The organism is Neptunomonas sp. XY-337 (assembly GCF_004959845.1).
GTDB lineage: Bacteria > Pseudomonadota > Gammaproteobacteria > Pseudomonadales > Balneatricaceae > Neptunomonas > Neptunomonas marina.
Window position 1 is genome coordinate 345543 of the sequence record NZ_SPLL01000001.1, and the last position, 17700, is coordinate 363242.

The 17700-nt window shown below is 50.6% G+C and carries 17 protein-coding genes; 11 read left to right on the top strand and 6 right to left on the bottom strand.

The window, feature by feature from the left end; genetic code table 11:
* Positions 1–12: 12 nt before the first annotated feature.
* The 5 genes from purM to E4L36_RS01915 all read left to right on the top strand — a co-directional run bounded on the left by purM (position 13) and on the right by E4L36_RS01915 (position 3050).
* The gene (gene purM / locus E4L36_RS01895) at positions 13–1068 is read left to right on the top strand and encodes a phosphoribosylformylglycinamidine cyclo-ligase (RefSeq protein ID WP_136678795.1); all 1056 of its coding nucleotides are present in this window, start codon (positions 13–15) and stop codon (positions 1066–1068) included.
* Positions 1069–1072: 4 nt separating this feature from the next.
* Complete coding sequence (gene purN / locus E4L36_RS01900; RefSeq protein WP_136678797.1) at positions 1073–1726, top strand: phosphoribosylglycinamide formyltransferase; 654 nt, start codon at positions 1073–1075, stop codon at positions 1724–1726.
* 27 nt (positions 1727–1753) lie between these two features.
* Complete coding sequence (locus tag E4L36_RS01905; protein ID WP_127692988.1) at positions 1754–2458, top strand: DUF3108 domain-containing protein; 705 nt, start codon at positions 1754–1756, stop codon at positions 2456–2458.
* A 2-nt stretch (positions 2459–2460) separates the two neighbouring features.
* On the top strand, positions 2461–2724 hold the full coding sequence (locus tag E4L36_RS01910) for a YfcL family protein (RefSeq protein ID WP_136678799.1): 264 nt from the start codon (positions 2461–2463) through the stop codon (positions 2722–2724).
* Positions 2725–2807: 83 nt separating this feature from the next.
* Positions 2808–3050, top strand: coding sequence for a hypothetical protein (locus tag E4L36_RS01915; protein ID WP_127692986.1), 243 nt, complete (start codon positions 2808–2810; stop codon positions 3048–3050).
* 41 nt (positions 3051–3091) lie between these two features.
* Here the strand turns inward: E4L36_RS01915 and E4L36_RS01920 are convergent, their stop codons facing one another.
* The gene (locus E4L36_RS01920; RefSeq protein WP_127692985.1) at positions 3092–3637 is read right to left on the bottom strand and encodes a hypothetical protein; all 546 of its coding nucleotides are present in this window, start codon (positions 3635–3637) and stop codon (positions 3092–3094) included.
* An 84-nt stretch (positions 3638–3721) separates the two neighbouring features.
* Positions 3722–4783, bottom strand: coding sequence for a hypothetical protein (locus E4L36_RS01925; RefSeq protein ID WP_136678801.1), 1062 nt, complete (start codon positions 4781–4783; stop codon positions 3722–3724).
* A 298-nt stretch (positions 4784–5081) separates the two neighbouring features.
* Between E4L36_RS01925 and E4L36_RS01930 the strand changes: the two genes are divergently transcribed.
* Genes E4L36_RS01930 through E4L36_RS01940 form a run of 3 tightly spaced genes read left to right on the top strand, consistent with a single transcriptional unit; the run spans position 5082 to position 8837 of the window.
* A complete protein-coding gene (locus tag E4L36_RS01930; protein WP_169051444.1) occupies positions 5082–6239 on the top strand; it encodes an MltA domain-containing protein in 1158 nt (385 codons plus the stop codon).
* A 13-nt stretch (positions 6240–6252) separates the two neighbouring features.
* Entirely contained in the window at positions 6253–7098 is an 846-nt protein-coding gene (locus E4L36_RS01935; protein ID WP_136678805.1) for an endo alpha-1,4 polygalactosaminidase, read from the top strand.
* Positions 7098–8837 (top strand): DEAD/DEAH box helicase, encoded by a 1740-nt coding sequence (locus tag E4L36_RS01940; RefSeq protein ID WP_136678807.1) that lies wholly within the window; start codon positions 7098–7100, stop codon positions 8835–8837. Before E4L36_RS01935 ends, E4L36_RS01940 begins: the two co-directional genes overlap by 1 nt.
* A gap of 20 nt (positions 8838–8857) precedes the next feature.
* On the opposite strand, the gene thrH is transcribed toward E4L36_RS01940, so the two are convergent.
* The 4 genes from thrH to rluC form a co-directional block, all read right to left on the bottom strand.
* Positions 8858–9475 carry a bifunctional phosphoserine phosphatase/homoserine phosphotransferase ThrH gene (gene thrH, locus E4L36_RS01945; RefSeq protein WP_136678809.1) on the bottom strand — a complete coding sequence of 206 codons (618 nt, stop codon included), beginning with the start codon at positions 9473–9475 and terminating at the stop codon, positions 8858–8860.
* 81 nt (positions 9476–9556) lie between these two features.
* A complete protein-coding gene (cysB, locus tag E4L36_RS01950) occupies positions 9557–10531 on the bottom strand; it encodes an HTH-type transcriptional regulator CysB (protein WP_136678811.1) in 975 nt (324 codons plus the stop codon).
* Positions 10532–10630: 99 nt separating this feature from the next.
* A complete protein-coding gene (locus E4L36_RS01955; RefSeq protein ID WP_136678813.1) occupies positions 10631–11722 on the bottom strand; it encodes a DNA-binding protein in 1092 nt (363 codons plus the stop codon).
* Positions 11719–12720, bottom strand: a complete 1002-nt coding sequence (gene rluC / locus E4L36_RS01960) for a 23S rRNA pseudouridine(955/2504/2580) synthase RluC (protein WP_136678815.1) — start codon at positions 12718–12720, stop codon at positions 11719–11721. The genes E4L36_RS01955 and rluC overlap by 4 nt, the downstream gene beginning before the upstream one ends.
* 460 nt (positions 12721–13180) lie before the next feature.
* On the opposite strand from rluC, the gene rne reads away from it, so the two are divergent.
* The 3 genes from rne (at position 13181) to E4L36_RS01975 (ending at position 17689) form a co-directional block, all read left to right on the top strand.
* A complete protein-coding gene (gene rne, locus E4L36_RS01965) occupies positions 13181–15949 on the top strand; it encodes a ribonuclease E (RefSeq protein ID WP_206064482.1) in 2769 nt (922 codons plus the stop codon).
* Between the two features lie 99 nt (positions 15950–16048).
* Positions 16049–16867, top strand: coding sequence for a pyruvate, water dikinase regulatory protein (locus tag E4L36_RS01970; protein ID WP_136678817.1), 819 nt, complete (start codon positions 16049–16051; stop codon positions 16865–16867).
* A gap of 69 nt (positions 16868–16936) precedes the next feature.
* A complete protein-coding gene (locus tag E4L36_RS01975) occupies positions 16937–17689 on the top strand; it encodes a TetR/AcrR family transcriptional regulator (RefSeq protein WP_136678819.1) in 753 nt (250 codons plus the stop codon).
* The last annotated feature ends 11 nt before the right edge of the window (positions 17690–17700 follow it).

Here is a 17700-nt window from a genome sequence, read left to right on the forward strand (position 1 = left end):
GGTTGAGAGTCCATGTCTACAGGTTCTGACAAAACGTCCCTAAGCTACAAAGATGCCGGTGTTGATATTGATGCAGGCAACGCGCTTGTTGATCGCATTAAAGGCGTTGCAAAACGCACTGCTCGCCCTGAGGTGATGGGTGGTCTTGGTGGCTTCGGTGCACTGTGTGAAATCCCAGCAGGTTACAAGCAACCCGTTTTGGTATCAGGTACTGATGGTGTGGGCACAAAATTACGCCTAGCAATGGACCTTGGCAAACATGACACGATCGGTATCGACTTGGTTGCCATGTGCGTGAATGACCTTGTTGTTGCCGGCGCAGAGCCGCTGTTCTTCCTAGACTACTACGCAACAGGCAAGCTGAACGTGGATACTGCCGCAGACGTGGTCACAGGTATTGGTAAAGGCTGTGAGCTTGCAGGCGCAGCGCTAGTGGGTGGTGAAACGGCTGAGATGCCTGGCATGTACGATGGCGACGACTATGACCTCGCTGGCTTCTGCACAGGTGTGGTTGAGAAGTCAGAGATCATCGACGGTTCTAAAGTTGCTGCAGGCGATACGCTAATCGGCCTTAAATCCTCCGGTCCCCACTCAAACGGCTACTCATTGATCCGTAAGATTCTTGAAGTTGCTGATGCTGATCTTGAGCAATCAATCGATGGCACAACACTCGGCAACGCTCTGATGGAGCCGACGCGCATCTATGTGAAATCGATCCTGAAACTGATGAAACAAGTACAGGTTAACGCCCTATCTCACATCACTGGTGGCGGCCTGTTAGAGAATATTCCACGCGTTTTACCAGCAGATACAAAAGCGGTGATCAACACTAACTCATGGGTTATCCCGGGCGTGTTCCAGTGGCTTCAGTCTGCTGGTAATGTTGACTCCAAAGAGATGTATCGCACGTTTAACTGCGGTGTTGGTATGGTGATCTGCGTGCCATCAGCGCGAGCCCAAGACGCGCTGAACTGCTTAGCTGAAGCTGGCGAAGAGGCATGGGTGATTGGCGAAATCGCTAATGCCGCAAGCGATGAAGAGCAAGTAGAACTGGTTGATGGGGAGTAACCCAATGCCAGCAAAGCGCATTGTTGTTTTGATCTCCGGTAGCGGATCAAATTTGCAAGCGATCATGGATGCCATTGATGCGAACCGCATCAATGGCAACATTGTACGCGTTATCAGCAACAAAGCTGACGCCTACGGGCTGACCCGCGCAAGCAACGCAAACATCCCTACTTCATTTATCGATCATCGTGAGTTTGATAGCCGTGAGGCGTTCGATGGTGAAGTACAAAAAGTTATCGATGCCGAGCAACCAGACCTTATCGTACTCGCTGGTTTTATGCGTATCTTGTCGGCAGGCTTTGTTAGCCATTTCGCAGGTCGTATGCTCAACATTCATCCCTCGCTTTTACCCAAATACAAAGGGCTGCATACCCATCAAAGAGCGCTAGAAAATGGCGACTCGGTACATGGCTGCACCGTTCATGTGGTAACTGAAGAGCTCGATGGTGGGCCTCTCCTCATTCAAGCTCAAGTACCTATCCTAGCGGATGACACCCCAGATACATTGCAAGCAAGAGTTCATACGCGGGAGCATGTCGCCTACCCGCTCGCCGTTGAATGGCTATGCAACGGGCGACTAGAGGTCACCGATAGCGCTATCTTGCTTGATGGGGAACCTTTGCCTGCCAACGGTTTCACAGTTCCTTACGAAGACTAGATTGCCTAACGACTCGGAGGCTTGCCCATGCTTATAAGAACTGCCGGTTTATTTACAACGCTACTTGTTAGCAGTGTATCGCTTGCCCAAGAGCTACCAATATCACCCTTTAAAGCCACGTATGCTTCTAAATGGGACGTTGGTGTGGCGCTAGATGGTGACGTGACGCGCTCGCTAACCAAAACTGAAGACGGACAATGGCACTTCGAAACCCAAGCGGCTGCGTTAGTGGCATCGATTAAAGAGTCGAGCAAAGTAGCGGTAACTGAGCAACAAATCACACCCCTTGCGTATCGATACAAACGCAAGGTCTTGGGTAAGAAGCGCCTTGCTGAGCTGGACTTTGACTGGAGCGCCCTAGAGGTCAGCAACAACGTTGAGGGCAAGCCTTGGAAGATGGCCATCCCGGCGCTAACACAAGATAAACTGAGTTATCAGCTCCAGATGCGGCTTGATCTGATCAATAAAAAGCAAGGGCCCTTCACCTACCAAGTCGCCGATGGTGGCAAGCTGAAAACTTATCACTTCAGTATTCTTGATGCAGAGCGTGTCACAACCCCTGCCGGTGAGTATGAAACCGTTAAGGTCAAAATGGAAAGAGGCAAGAACTCAGACCGCATTACTTATATCTGGTTTGCCCCGACGCTGGAGTATGCCATCGTCAAACTGGAGCAAACCGAGCCGGACGGTAAAAAGTATGCCCTGCAACTCAAATCTTTGGAAAAACTATAACGATGCAAGACTTTAACTGCCCTGCTCTTTACCAGTGGCTGCTAAACCAAGAACAACAAGATGACGATAACCGCCGCTTCTACTCTAGCTACCTTTTAGGCCATGTTAGCTTGGCCGAAGCCGAGTTCGAAGACAACCCAGCTGAGTGCTTTGAGCTGCTCAACAGCAACGTGGATGCAGCGCTTGCCGAAGATCGCCTCAGCGACGAAGACCGCGCAGGCATTCGCGCACTCTTAAACGAAGGTTTAGTTGCACAAGCTCACTAGAAATGTTTGTGCAATGCAACAAACCGCGTTATACTTTGGTCAAATTTTCGACAACCAAGTAATAAACACGCTGGAGTGTTGTTATGAACCTAAATGGCATGAACTTTACAGGTAATGCTGCTGACGACCGCCGTATTGCAGCTGAGCTACAGGCAATGGGCGCTTTTGATGAGATGCAAGAGAAGCAATCACGCTTTGGTGAAGCTCTCGAAGCCGTAGGCCAGTTCATCACATGGATGCGCTGGAAAGGCGAAGTCGGTGTTTACGGCTGCCGTGTGGGCGCAGAATATGCCCGCCGCCAAGAAGCTCGCCAAATTGTGAGTTAAGCAGATAAAAAGGTGCCTCAAGGCACCTTTTTTGTTATTGCTCAAACACCATCCACTTCAATACCTAACGCCCTAGCGCGCTGCTTTATTGCCTTATTCAACATCCCCTCACGTAGCGTGCCACGCTCCACTGAAATGCGGATAATTTGCTCACACTGATCTCGCATTCGCTCGAGGATAGCGTTCCCAGTGATAGAGTGTTTCCAGTCCATCGTACTCTTGCGGCTTTCAACGTATTGCTGACTAAAGTTTTGCAGCGTCATGGGTGGATCAACATCAAACGACTGGTTTATCTTAGCGATGAAAATATCGGTCATTAGCATAGACGCCGTAGACTGGCGAAAGACACTGCTTTGATCGATCCCTGGCCAGACCATTTTTAGTTGCTCCAGCCCCGCCGAATCCGCATCTTTCTGCATACGATGCAGCAGCGCGTAAACCCCATCATAAAAACCAGTACAACTTGCACCAATTTCAGATGCTTGTTTCATCTGCTGCAAACCCACAGCGGACTTCGCATCTGCGGCAGCACTCACACTTCCAAACATGGCCAAAATAGCAATACAACTACGTAATCGGTTGTTCATACCAAACCCTTTGAGCAAGACTACCGCTAGTTTAATGCGATAGGCACAAAGCCTACAATAGCCGTCTTGCTCAAAGGGGAATCACTACACCGCCATATCAACTTGATGCATGGCCTTAGCTTCACCCGATTCAGTCAGATACATACCCGATCGTGCAACACGAGCCTGCGTTTCGTTTGCATCATCTTTGATAGTGAAAGGCGTCTGCTGAGATCCTAGATAGATCGCCCCGACATCTCGATCTTTAAGCGAGGTAAGCTGGTCAACATCAGCTGTTTTTTGCCAGATACCCAGACTGGAAAAAATATCATCTGCCTCGTCAATGAATCCATTTTGGTCATCATCATAAGCTGCCAAATCCTGGAAGCCGTTGCCACTCAATCCGCCAAAAAGCTCACTGCCATCATTGATCGTTCCATCACCATTGCGGTCATAGGCCAACCAACCATCATTGCCCGTTAGATAGTGGAGCCAATCGCTCTCACCATCGGCATCGATATCAAACTCAAAGCGCTTATCATCAAGCTCGACACCATCTCCGTCAAACGCCAACATCAACGGGTCCTTAAACTCGATTTCACGCGTTTCACGATAGGTGCTGCTGGATTCGTACGAACGAGACATAGATACCGATAATCCGACTGCAAGCTCGCGCCCATCTGCCGTTTGGATGACACCTCCGGCCTGGAATTGAGACGACTCATGCTCCTGATAAACTTGAGTCACACCCACCTCCATCGACACCTTAAACGAGACACCCAGCCCGCGCGTCGCTTCAGAAAACTGCACCCGACCATTTTCATCATTGACGACACCACCAGTATCTCCAGCATCCGCATCTGGTAATTCCGTGCTAGGGATCTCCTTTCCCGTTAACGCTTTATACAGTGCCGCGAACAGCTTCGATGCTGTATTCTGCTCAGCCAAGGTTGTGTTCTGCTCATCCGCTGTGGTTTCACGAAACTTATAGCCCTCATCCGTCAACACCAGCAAAGATGGAACGGTTCGTGGTTCAGCGTTTTCTGCTGAGCCTGCCTGAGCAAACACCAGATCAAACAGGCTTGCCTGCCCTTCGACAACCTCATGCGTTGCTGCGCTGAAATGATGTTCCGAGGACATCTGAATATTAGATTGTTTAATAATCATATATTTCTCCAAGAAGCGGCAAGACAAGATAGATAGCAGGCAAATGCCTGCCGCTCTATCGTGTGTATACCTTCATTCTCCCTTGAACTAACTGCGCCCACACTTCTCCAAAGCGACTGACTCAATGCCCAACATTTGGCACTTTGAGCCTCAGCCACACAGAGCTTTGCGAAATCACAGCTCGCTAGTGATTGCAAAAAGCCGGATAAATTTGGCCGACTATTGCAACCCAACAACGAAAGAAGCAAGATGCACGCCTACACTGGCACTTCTCTTCAATGAGATAAAAAGGAGAATCATGGGACCACTATTTGTTCGCCTAGCGCTACTGACTGGCATGGCACTATTGGCCGGATGCAGTGGCAAAGTTGCACCACCTCCCTCTCCCGGATTAGGCCCTGCAGTGTGCTGGGACAACCTGCGTGGGTGGAATACAGATAACCTCATCGAAGCGAAACAAGCCCTAGAGCGTCAGTGCCCACGATTAGCCAAGAAATCAGAACACTGGAAAACCGCTTGTGACGCACTAACCAGTGGCCAAATTGACACCAACAACGCCTTAAGCGCGCTTTTAAAACAACACTTTCAACCCCACACGCTGATTGGCTTACAAGGCAAGAATGAAGGCCTTATCACAGGCTATTATGAACCCACTCTGAGAGGGAGTTTTAATCGTGATACAACATACCACTACCCTCTCTATAAACGCCCAGAACAGATGCTCACGATCGATTTTGGCGACCGACTGCCAGAGTTGAAGAAGCAGCGCTTAAGGGGCCGTATTGAGAACAACCGAGTGGTTCCTTTTTATAGCCGCCAAGAGATCGACTCCTCCAAGCAGCCACTAAAAGGGGAAGAGCTACTCTGGATCGATGACCCTAACGCAGCATTTTTCTTGCATATTCAAGGCTCAGGCCGAGTTGAACTGCCGGATGGCTCGTTGGTGGGCGTCGGCTATGCCGATCAAAATGGACAACCTTACTACGCTATTGGCAAAGCGCTGGTAAAACGCGGCTACATTGATGCTGCAGATATATCATTGCAAAGTATTCGCGCGTGGTTAGAGAGCAACCCAGCAAAAGCCGATGAGATTAAAAACCTTAACCCTAGCTATATTTTCTTTACATTAAGACACGACATGGAAAATGGGCCGCGTGGCTCGCTTAATGTCCCGCTTACGCCAGAACGGAGTATTGCGGTCGATCGCAGTATCATCCCGCTAGGGACGCCCGTTTGGGTCGACACCGAGCTACCAAAGAGCAAACAGCCGTATCAACGACTTATGATTGCTCAAGACACCGGCGGCGCCATCAAAGGTCCGGTGCGAGCCGATGTCTTCTTTGGCAGAGGTGAACGCGCCGAGCAACTGGCAGGACATATGAAGCAACGCGGGCAACTGTACGCCTTAATTCCGAAACAGATAATAAACAATACAGCAGACCTCAGCTGTAACTAAGGAAACCCAATCTATGCTGCGCCTTCCAAAATCGCTGACGCCTCTCTTACTGACTGTCTGCACCACAAGCCTGATCTTAACCGGCTGCGGGGGTGGCGGTGGCGGAAGTGAAAGCACTGCAGTCGTCAAAACCTGGTATCAGCCAAGCGTCAATACCTCTTGGCATTGGCAATTGCTGGGCGACATCAATACAGAGTACCCCGTCGAGCTTTACGATGTTGACCTCTTCAATACCTCAAGTGAGCAGATTGCAGCGCTGCAAGTTGCTGGTAAAAAAGTGATCTGTTACTTCTCGGCAGGCAGCCATGAAGCGTGGCGTGAGGATGCAGCCCTCTTCCCTGAAGCAGCCATCGGCAGTGCGCTACCTGAATGGGACCGCGAACGCTGGTTGGATATTCGCTCAAGCGAGGTGCATCAGCTTATGCTAGCACGCCTTGATCTTGCGAAGAGCAAAGGCTGTGACGGGGTTGAGCCCGATAACACTGATGCCTATTTAAATGATCCTGGCTTTCCGATCAGCCGCGCCGACCAGATCGAGTACCATCGCTTTCTGGCTGAGCAAGCCCATGCACGCGACCTAGCGATTGGACTCAAGAACAACAGCGAGAACGCAGCCCAACTGGTTGACCTCTTTGACTTCACGGTAAACGAGCAGTGTTTTGAATACAATGAATGCGAAGCACTGAGCGTGTTTATTGCTCAAGGCAAACCCGTTTTCAACGCAGAGTACAGCGCCAAGTACAAACAAAATCCCACCGAACGCAACCTGCTTTGCGCATCCGCAAATGCACTGCAGTTTCAAACGCTGATTCTTCCACTTGAATTGAACGATAGCTACCGAGATAGCTGCACGCTCTAATGGCTGGATACACCCTGCGCAGCTACCAAAAGGATGCGGTTGCTGCGACTTTAGCTCACTTTAGGAAACGCCCAGACCCCGCGGTTATCGTACTTCCGACCGGAGCAGGCAAAAGCCTTGTGATCGCAGAGCTCGCCCGTTTAGCAAAGGGCCGAGTGCTGGTACTCACGCACGTTAAAGAGCTCGTTGAGCAAAACCATGAGAAGTTCAACGCTCTGGGCGAGCAAGCAGGGATCTTTTCAGCGGGTTTAAAGCGCAAAGACACGCAAGAGAAGGTTATCTTTGCGAGCATCCAGTCAGTCGCACGCAATCTCGATCGCTTCACGCAACCCTTTAGTATCGTTATCGTTGATGAGTGCCATCGGATTAGCAACGATGATGACAGCCAGTACCTCAAGACCGTGGCTCACTTAAAGGCGAGCAATCCCAACCTGCGCTTACTCGGCCTAACCGCAACCCCTTACCGCTTAGGTAGCGGCTGGATATACCAGTATCACCATCGCGGTTACGCACGCACTGTTGAGAGCCCCCCATTTCGGTACTGCATTTACGAACTACCGCTGCGCTACCTAATCAAGAAAGGCTACCTTACTCCGCCACGCTTGGTTGATGCGACCACAGCTCACTATGACTTTTCATCACTGACCCCAAATAGCGATGGCCACTATGCCGAGAAGCCGCTGAATGAGCTGCTGGGACGCCACAAACGGGTCACGAAAGCGATTATTGAACAGCTTGTAACCTTAGCTGATGATCGAGCCGGAGTGATGATATTTGCTGCCACGGTTGAACATGCGCACGAGATCTTAGGCTACCTTCCGCAGGAGATAGCCGCTGTTGTCACCGGCGATACACCGACAGATATTCGCCAAGCAAACATCACGCGTTTTAAAGCGCGGGAGTTAAAGTACCTAGTCAATGTATCCGTTCTAACAACCGGCTTTGATGCGCCTCATGTGGACCTTATCGCAATCCTAAGACCCACTGAGTCGGTCAGTCTCTATCAGCAAATTATAGGCCGCGGCCTACGTCTAAGCCCCAATAAAAACGACTGCCTCATCGTCGATTACACCGGCAACCAGATTGACCTCTTCCGCCCGGAAGTGGGCGAACCAAAACCCCACAAAGATGCCCAGCCGGTTCAGGTGTTTTGCCCGCTATGCGAACACCCGAACCTCTTTTGGGGGAAGCTCGACGCCGACGGTGACCTTGTTGAGCATTATGGCCGCCGCTGTCAACGCATTACCGAAACCGACGCTGGAGCAGAGCGCTGCGAGTTTCGCTTTAGATTTAAATCCTGCCCGCAGTGTAATGCCGAAAACGATATCGCTGGCCGCCAGTGCCACCAATGTGGGCACCTACTGGTGGATCCTGATGATCAACTAAAGCGCGCTTTGAGCTTAAAAGACGCCCAAGTTTTGCGCTGCGCCGGGTTATCGTTACAACAGCAGGATCAAAAGCTCGTCGTCACCTACCACGGTGAGCAAGGCGAAAGCCTGAAAGAAACCTTCTGGTTCGACAATCCCGGCAGCTTAGAGCGGTTCAATAGCCTTTACGGACAACGGGTCGCACAAGGCACTCAGCCATTGCAGTTTAAATCGTGTGAAGAGGCGTTACGTTTTGAGCACGTACTGGTGAGCCCTGATTTTGTTATCGCACGAAAACAGGGAAAGTACATGAAGGTAACCGAACATATATTCGATTATGAAGGGCGCTACCGCAAAGCTAACCAGCAGTAGCGCTTTTGCTAAGCGCTAAATTACAGCGACAGCGAACGGTTGCTTGCCTTTAAGAACTCTTTCTTCAGATCTTCAAAGGTGTGAACAGCAGGAAACTGAGGAAACTCATCGATCACATTTTGCGGCGAGTGGAACAAAATACCCGACTCAGCCTGCGTCAGCATGGTGGTATCGTTGTAGGAATCACCCGCAGCAATAACGCGATAGTTCAACAACTGGAACGCGCGCACAGATTGGCGCTTCGGATCACGCTGGCGCAGCGTGTAGTCCGTGATACGGCCATTCTCATCGACTTCAAGCTTATGGCAAAGCAGTGTTGGGTAGCCCAATTGCTTCATCAGCGGCGCAGCAAATTCGTAAAAGGTATCCGATAGAATAACAACCTGGAAACGCTCACGCAGCCAATCGATAAACTCGCGTGCACCTTCTAGCGGAGACAAACGACTGATCGTATCTTGAATCTGCGGCAATGTGAGGCCGTGCTCATCTAGAATACGCAAGCGCTGCTTCATCAGAACGTCATAATCGGGAATATCACGGGTTGTTGCTTTTAGCTCTTCAATCCCTGTTTCTTCCGCAAAAGCGATCCAGATTTCGGGAATAAGTACACCTTCAAGGTCAAGACACGCCAGCTCCACAAGCTACTCCTATTAGCTGATCAAAAAGAGCTGGCAATTTAGCGCGATAAACGGAACGATGCAATGCAGCATTCGTCGGGTTTAGTGGAACGGCAATTCCTGATTGGCGAATAGCGCATCGATCTCGTGACGATTACTACACGCCTGCACCTGCTTAACCACCTCTGGCGTCAAATGGGGCGCAAACTTTTGAATAAAATCGTACATGTAACCACGCAGGAAGGTGCCCTTCCTGAACCCAATACGCGTAGTGCTTTCTTCAAATAGGTGGCTAGCATCCAAACACACGAGATCTTTATCCAACTCTTGGTCATATGCCATTGTCGCAACAATACCAACACCAAGCCCTAACCGAACATAAGACTTAATCACATCCGAATCCACAGCCGTGAAGACCACCTTAGGCTCTAGCCCCTCACGGTTAAATGCATCGTCAAGCTTAGAACGGCCTGTGAAACCAAAAACGTACGTCACAATTGGATGCTCTGCGATATCTTGGAGTGTGAGCTTAGATATTTGCGCAAGCGGATGGTCTTTTGGCACAACAACTGATCGATTCCAGCGGTAACATGGCATCATGATCAAATCACTAAAGTGCGAGATCGCCTCGGTTGCAATCGCAAAGTCCGCGGTACCATTTGCAGCCATCTCCGATATCTGAGTTGGCGTACCTTGGTGCATATGCAAAGAAACATCGGGATAGGCTTTCATAAAAGACGTTATCGTAGGCGGCAAAGCATAGCGAGCTTGCGTATGCGTAGTGGCAACATCTAAGCTACCGATTTTCTCATCGCTAAACTCTTGCGCCACCTGCTTGATACTCTCGACCTTTTGCAGAATTTCACCCGCGATCTCAAGTATAGATTCCCCAGCGGGTGTGACCCGCGTCAGGTGCTTGCCACTGCGCGCAAACACCTCAACGCCGAGCTCATCTTCTAGCAGCCGGATTTGCTTACTGATACCAGGCTGTGAGGTATATAAACTTTGCGCGGTGGCTGACACGTTCAAATCATGGCGCGCAACTTCCCAAATGTAGCGCAGCTGCTGGAGCTTCATAGCAATACCTTACCTGTTTAACCGATATCAATAACATTGCATAATACAGGGTATTATATAACTGTAAAGAATAAAAAAACCGACCAAATACAAATGCTGTTATATCTTGGCATTGAGGCGCCGAATCTCTTCATCCTGACCAATAATTCGCTTTTCAAGACTACTGGCACGCGCCTGAGCACGAATAAGCTCGTCGTCCTTATCCTTCAAGCTGTTGCGAATCACGTTCTCGCGGCGGCTCCAATCGCTGGTCGCATGCAAATACTTCTGATTAAGGCGCTTGATCTCGGTTTCAAGCTCCTGAATACGATCTTGAAGCCGCTTAGTTTTGTTTGTTTCGCTCAACAACGAGGCATTTACTTTAGCAAGCTCTCGACTCTGATTGCCGGCGTCATGCTTGAACTGCTTCAGCTCATCCTCTTGGCTACGCAGCTGGGTGACCTGCGTTTCTAACTTAACGTCACGTTTAGCGATTTCGCCCTTCAAATCATGAATGTCTTTGGTTAAGGCGGACTCTTTTTTGCCCACCTCGTCGCGCAGCTTCTCTAGCGCATTTTTATAGTAGCGGACATCCACCTCTGCTTTACTCACCGCCTCAAGCGTATGTCTTTGCTCATCTTTAATACGTTGATCAAAGGTGCGCTTGGTATCTTCGTGTGTTTTGCGTAGGTGATTTAATTCATGTTCTAAGTTGGAGCGAATCTGCTCCTCCTGCTTCAGCATCGTAGTTTCGCTAGCGATACCTGCTTTTAATACCGAAACCTCAGCCTCAAGCGCTTTGTTTTGCGTGGTTAACTCATCTAAGCGAGCACCCTGCTCACGTAAACGATTCTCTAGCTCTTGGCGGCGCTGCTGCACCTCATTGAGGGTGTCGTCCGATATTCGGCGGCTCTCCTCTTCATGGACGCCGACCTCCCGCTCACTGCGTTCAAAATGATGGCGCGCCTCGTCTACGGCTTGCTGCCAAATATGACTAACAGCAACTGTAATCGCCTCTGGGACACCGGGTGACATACCATCATCTTGATCACTCATCCGCACTCGCGTGGGCAGCGCACTCTGCCATGCAGCAAAATCGATCACAACTTCATCTGTTTCCATTCCACAACGCTTTGCTACGCTCTCAACGCTAGGTAACTCACCCGAGCGGAGAATAGAGTCAGCACAATCAAAAATCTGTTGTTTTTTCATTTATCTACCTCTGAGGATCCCATCTCAGTACTACTCGCTAAACCACTCAACGCAGCGCTTAACTCATCACTTAATGGCGCCGTCACACGCAAACGCTCGCCATCAGGCAGCGTCAAATTCAGCTCAGCTGCGTGCAAAAACAAACGACGTACGCCTTTGGCCTTCATCGCCTTATTAACCGCTTCAACCCCATACTTGTCATCACCGATGATTGGGTTGCCAGCAAACTGGCTGTGCACACGAATCTGATGCGTACGGCCCGTGACAGGACGAGCCTCCACAAGCGTTGCTTCTGCGGCAAAGCGGCGTAGCACTTTAAAGCGCGTTACCGAAGGCTTGCCTTCAGCATGCACCTTTACGATACGCTCACCCGATTTGAGTTCATTTTTTAGTAGCGGCGCATCCATGTGGTTATGACGCGACTCCCAGCGCCCAACGACCAGTGCATGGTAAATTTTGTTGATCGTCTTGTTACGCAGACCCTCGTGCAAAAAGCGCAGCATGGAGCGCTTTTTAGCAATCATTATGCAACCCGACGTATCGCGGTCGAGACGGTGAACAAGCTCCAAGAAACGCTCATCCGGACGCATTTGACGAATCGCTTCAATCAAACCCAGCCCAATGCCACTACCGCCATGTACTGCCAAACCCGATGGCTTATTAATGATCATTAGCGCCTTGGATTCATACAGAACACTGCTCTCTAGCTCATTAAGCAAGCCTTGGCTCGCGACAGGTTTTTCGGTGACTTGAGCGGTACGTATCGGCGGGATACGCACCATATCGCCTCCTTGTACACGCCCATCGGGTTTAATGCGTTTTTTGTTTACGCGCACTTCACCCTTTCGCAAGATGCGATAGATCATGCTTTTTGGCACACCCTTTAACTGGGTACGAAGAAAGTTATCGATACGTTGACCGGACTGATCTTCATCCACTTCAACAAATCGAACCTTTTGATTTTCAACAGATTGAGTATTTTCGTGTTTATCTGACATTTAACGAGCTATGTTCCCAGTTGATGCTATAATACGTAGCTGCTACATTGTAGCGCCGCTGTTGACCGTTGGCTCTAGCTATTTGCAGAAAAAACGGGTGTTGAGCCGTCGTGAGAAACTCCGAATTGTCGCTCCACCGATCATGCCACACAGCGGTTCGATGAAAATGAATAAATTTTGAAAGTGCCTACCCCACCATACTCTGCCGGGTCATGTTGGAGGTGGAGATGTGCTACAGCCTAGAACCTGCGCTCAAGAATAATCGCGTGCAGTTACAATCACTTAGAAGAAGAACATTGGCTGTTAGATTCCTCCACTGTGTATGCATTCATGCGCAGTCGCTATCATCTATAGCGTCTGGCACTTGTTAATTCGCATCAAAAAACTGACCGTGTAACAAAATCACCGGGGCTTTTGATTGGGTAGCAAGCACTTTCTGTAGACTGAGACCCAATTCAAAATGAAAAGAATGCTGATCAACGCTACTCAACCTGAAGAGTTGCGTGTTGCACTTGTAGATGGCCAACGCCTCTATGATCTTGATATCGAATCCCAAAGCCGCGAACAGAAAAAAGCTAACATCTACAAAGGTAAAATTACCCGCGTAGAGCCTAGCCTTGAAGCGGCATTCGTTGATTACGGCGCAGAGCGTCACGGTTTCCTGCCACTTAAAGAGATCTCACGCGAGTACTTCCACAAACAGCCTGATCGCGGCAGCCGCCCTAGCATCAAAGATGTGATCAAAGAAGGCACGGAAGTGATCGTACAGGTCGATAAAGAGGAGCGCGGCAACAAAGGCGCTGCACTAACCACCTTTGTCAGCCTGGCAGGCCGCTACCTCGTGTTGATGCCTAACAACCCACGTGCCGGTGGTATCTCCCGCCGTATCGAAGGTGAAGAGCGTAATCAGCTTAAGGCGGCACTGGATAGCGTAGAAGTACCTGACCGTATGGGCATCATTGTGCGTACAGCTGGTGTTGGCCGCTCTGGCCAAGAGCTCCAGTGGGATTTGGACTACCTAAAAACGCTTTGGGACGCGATCAAAGAATCTAGCGATAAACCAGCACCTTTCCTGATCTATCAAGAAAGCAACGTTGTGATCCGCGCGATTCGCGACTATCTACGTGCTGATATTGGCGAAGTACTGATCGACCACGAAGAGGTCTATAACCAAGCGCTTGGTTTCGTCCAGCAGGTTATGCCGACATACGAGAGCAAGCTGAAGCTCTACAAAGAACAAACTCCGCTATTCAACCGTTTCCAGATCGAAAGCCAGATCGAAACGGCCTTCGAGCGTGAAGTTAAGCTGCCATCCGGTGGCTCGATTGTTATCGACCCTACTGAAGCACTGGTATCCATTGATATCAACTCCGCTCGTGCTACCCGTGGCGGCGATATCGAAGAGACCGCGTTGCAGACCAACCTTGAAGCTGCAGAAGAGATCGCGCGCCAATTGCGTTTGCGCGATATCGGTGGTCTGGTGGTTATCGACTTCATCGATATGAGCCCAATCAAGAATCAGCGCGCGGTCGAAGACCGCCTGATGAGCTCGCTGAAGCTAGACCGTGCCCGCGTACAGATGGGCCGCATCTCACGCTTTGGCCTGCTCGAAATGTCACGCCAACGCTTACGTCCATCGCTAACAGAATCTCGCGGTTCTGTATGTCCGCGCTGTAATGGCCAAGGCAGCATTCGTGATACTGAATCCCTCGCGCTCTCAATCATGCGTTTGATCGAAGAGGAATCAGCGAAAGATCGCACCGCGCAAATTCGTGCCATATTGCCCGTTACCGTTGCAACGTTCTTGCTTAACGAGAAACGTAGCGGCGTGCATGAGATTGAGCTACGCCACAATGTCCGTGTTGTGATTGTGCCAAATCCAAACATGGAAACACCTCACTACGAGGTTGTACGCCTGCGTGATGACCACACGATCACCACAACTAATGACGCAAGCTACACGCTGCAGCCTGAGCCAGAATCAGAGCCTGAAGAGATCCAAGCAAGTAAGCCAAAGCCACGCGAAGTTGCCGCAGTTAAAGGCGTATCACCGAAAGCGCCTGCGCCTGTCCAAGCCGAAACGCCAGCAGAGCCCGCTCCGGTCGCTGCCACCGATGCAGGTAAGCCAGAAGGCCTACTCAGCCGTATTTTCTCGGCACTAAGCATCTTCTTTAGCGGTGGTGCTGCCGCTGAGAAAGAAGAACCTGCACAAGAGGAGCAAAAGCCTCAGCGTAACGAGCGCAATGGCCGTAACGACAACCGCCGTGGTCGAAATAAGAACCGCCGCAATAACGGTTCGCGTGACAACAACGACCGCCGCCGCTCATCTCGCTCGCAAGATGAGGTGATCACCGTTACTTCTGAGGAAGCGCCTCAGGCCGTTGGTACTGGAGATAACCAAAGCGAAGAGAAGCCAAACAAACGCCGCCGTCGCCGCACTCGTAATAAGTCTAACGACGATGCACAGACGCAAAAGGCAAGCGAAGAGCAGACGCAAGAGTCCTCGAACCGCGATGAAGAAAAGCAGGCCGAGAAGCCGCGCAGCCGCCAACGTGGTCGTCGCCGCAGAAACGGCGAGCGTAGCGCAAAACGTACATTGGTAGCTGATTCTGATGCGCTAATCGAGAGCAAAGCTGACGACACGACGCCAGAGCCAAAGCCTGAGCAGAAGCAAGAGCAGAAAGACGTTACGAAAGCTGAGTCTAAGCCGGCGGACTCCGCCTCTGAAGCACCAGCTCAAGAAACAACTGCTCAAGCAGAACCAGCGCCAGTCGCTGCAGAGGCGGTACCGACTAATGAGGTCGTAACTGAAGATGCAGCTGAGTCTAAAGCTGCGGATGCTGCGCCGCAGGCAGCGGAGCAAACGACAGCCGAAGCTGCTGAAAACGAAGCTGATACTGCCGAGCAAACAGAAACGCAGACAGCAACGGACGCTGCACCAGAACCTGCTGCAGAAGAGACGCCGGCCTCAACTGATGCAGTTGAGGCAGTTGCGGAGGCACAACCTGAGCCTGCAACGGAAGCCACCGCACCTGCTGAAGCTGCCGAGGAGCAGTCCGCTACTGAGGCAACTGAGACAGAAGCGCCAGCGGCACCAGTAGAGCAAGCCGCAGCAGACAGTGCTCAAGCTGAAGCGACTGAAGAAGCACCTCGCCGTCGCCGTCGCAGCCGCCGTGCAGCAAACGACCCGCGCGAGAAGCGCCGCCAAGAGCAAGACTCGGCGCAGTAAGCTCGTTCACACCCAGCCAAGCACTCGCTGCTTGGCTGGGTTTCTCCGTTTTTAGACTCTCCCAACCCATATGGGTTATCTGGATGGAGTGACCACTCTATGACGCGTAAAGCATTCTTTATCTCCGATGGCACCGGCATCACTGCCGAAGCGTTAGGCAACAGCCTTCTCGCCCAGTTTGAAAATATCGAACTTGAAAAAGTCACGCTGCCCTACATCGACACCGTAGAGAAAGCGGAAAAAGTGGCTGCAGATATTTCAGCCGCCCACCATGAAGACGGCGAGCGCCCTATTCTGATCGACACCATCGTCAACGAAGAGATTAGACAGGTTTTAAGTAACACTGATGCACTTAAAATCGATATCTTCTCTACATTTATTAAACCGATGGAGCGCGAGTTCGGCGTTGACTCCTCCTATTCCGTGGGCAAATCCCATGGCATTGTCGAGGCAACACGCTATAAAGAGCGGATCGACTCCGTTAACTTCGCTATCGACAACGACGACGGGGCTCGCACGAAACAGTACGATCAGGCGGATATCATTTTAGTGGGCGTATCGCGCTGCGGTAAAACCCCAACGTGCCTGTACATGGCGCTCCAGTTCGGTATCAAGGCAGCAAACTACCCCCTTACCGAAGAGGATCTTGAGAAGGAATCGCTTCCCGATTGCCTTAAGCCCTATGAAGATAAACTCTACGGCCTGACAATTGATCCTTTCCAACTCGCAGCAATTCGCCATGAGCGCCGCCCTAACAGCCGCTATGCATCGCTAGATCAATGCGACGCCGAGGTCCGCTTTGTTGAGCGCATGCTGAAAAAACAAGGTATCGACTTTATCAATACCACAACCTTTTCAATCGAAGAGATCTCAACGCGCATCATGGCTGATCGAGGCCTAAAACGCCGTATTAGTTAATTAAGGGCTTTACCCAGCCCTTTTTTTGATCTATTTTTGACGAATCGTCATTTATAGCATCAAGAACCTATGTCACCAAGAACACTCGACGCAGACGCTTTCGATCAACGCGAGAACGATATTCTCGAATGCGCACTCAATTTTATTAGCCAAGAGGGCATCGCGGCGCTCACCATGGATAAGTTGGTCAAAGCGCTACCCTACTCTAAAGGCACGGTTTACAACCACTTCTCCGGCAAAGAGGACCTCCTGCTAGCACTTTGTAACCGCGGCATGAAGATATTGGCGGAGATGTTTGACCGGGCCGCCACCTATGATGGCATTCCACGCGAACGCGCCCTTTGCATGTTTTTCGCCTACATGCTCTACGCCAAGTTAAGCCCAACGCAGTTCATGCTGGTCCTCACAGCAAAAACGGACAGTGTCACAGAAAAAGCATCTGTCGCGCGGCAAAATGAACATTTAGAGTTAGAGGGCAGATTGATCAAGCCTGCGGTAGAGATCTTTGCAAGCGCCCAAGAGCGCGGCGAACTCAACCCGCCAATTCCATTGACCCTGCAACAGATTACGTTCATTTGCTGGAGCCAGTCTTTTGGGACCAATGCACTGCTCAATGCAGATACTGACCGCTGCAGTGCACGACAAGGTATGTTAATCGAAGAGGAAACCATGAACGGCATGCATATTCTGCTTGATGGTCTCAACTTCTCCCCCCGCTCCAACCAGTATGACTGGTCAGCACTGATCGAACGCATTAAGAACGATATTTTTCAAACCGAGATCCAACAACTGGCCCAAATGGGCGTGGTTTTGGCAATTTAACCGATAGCTCA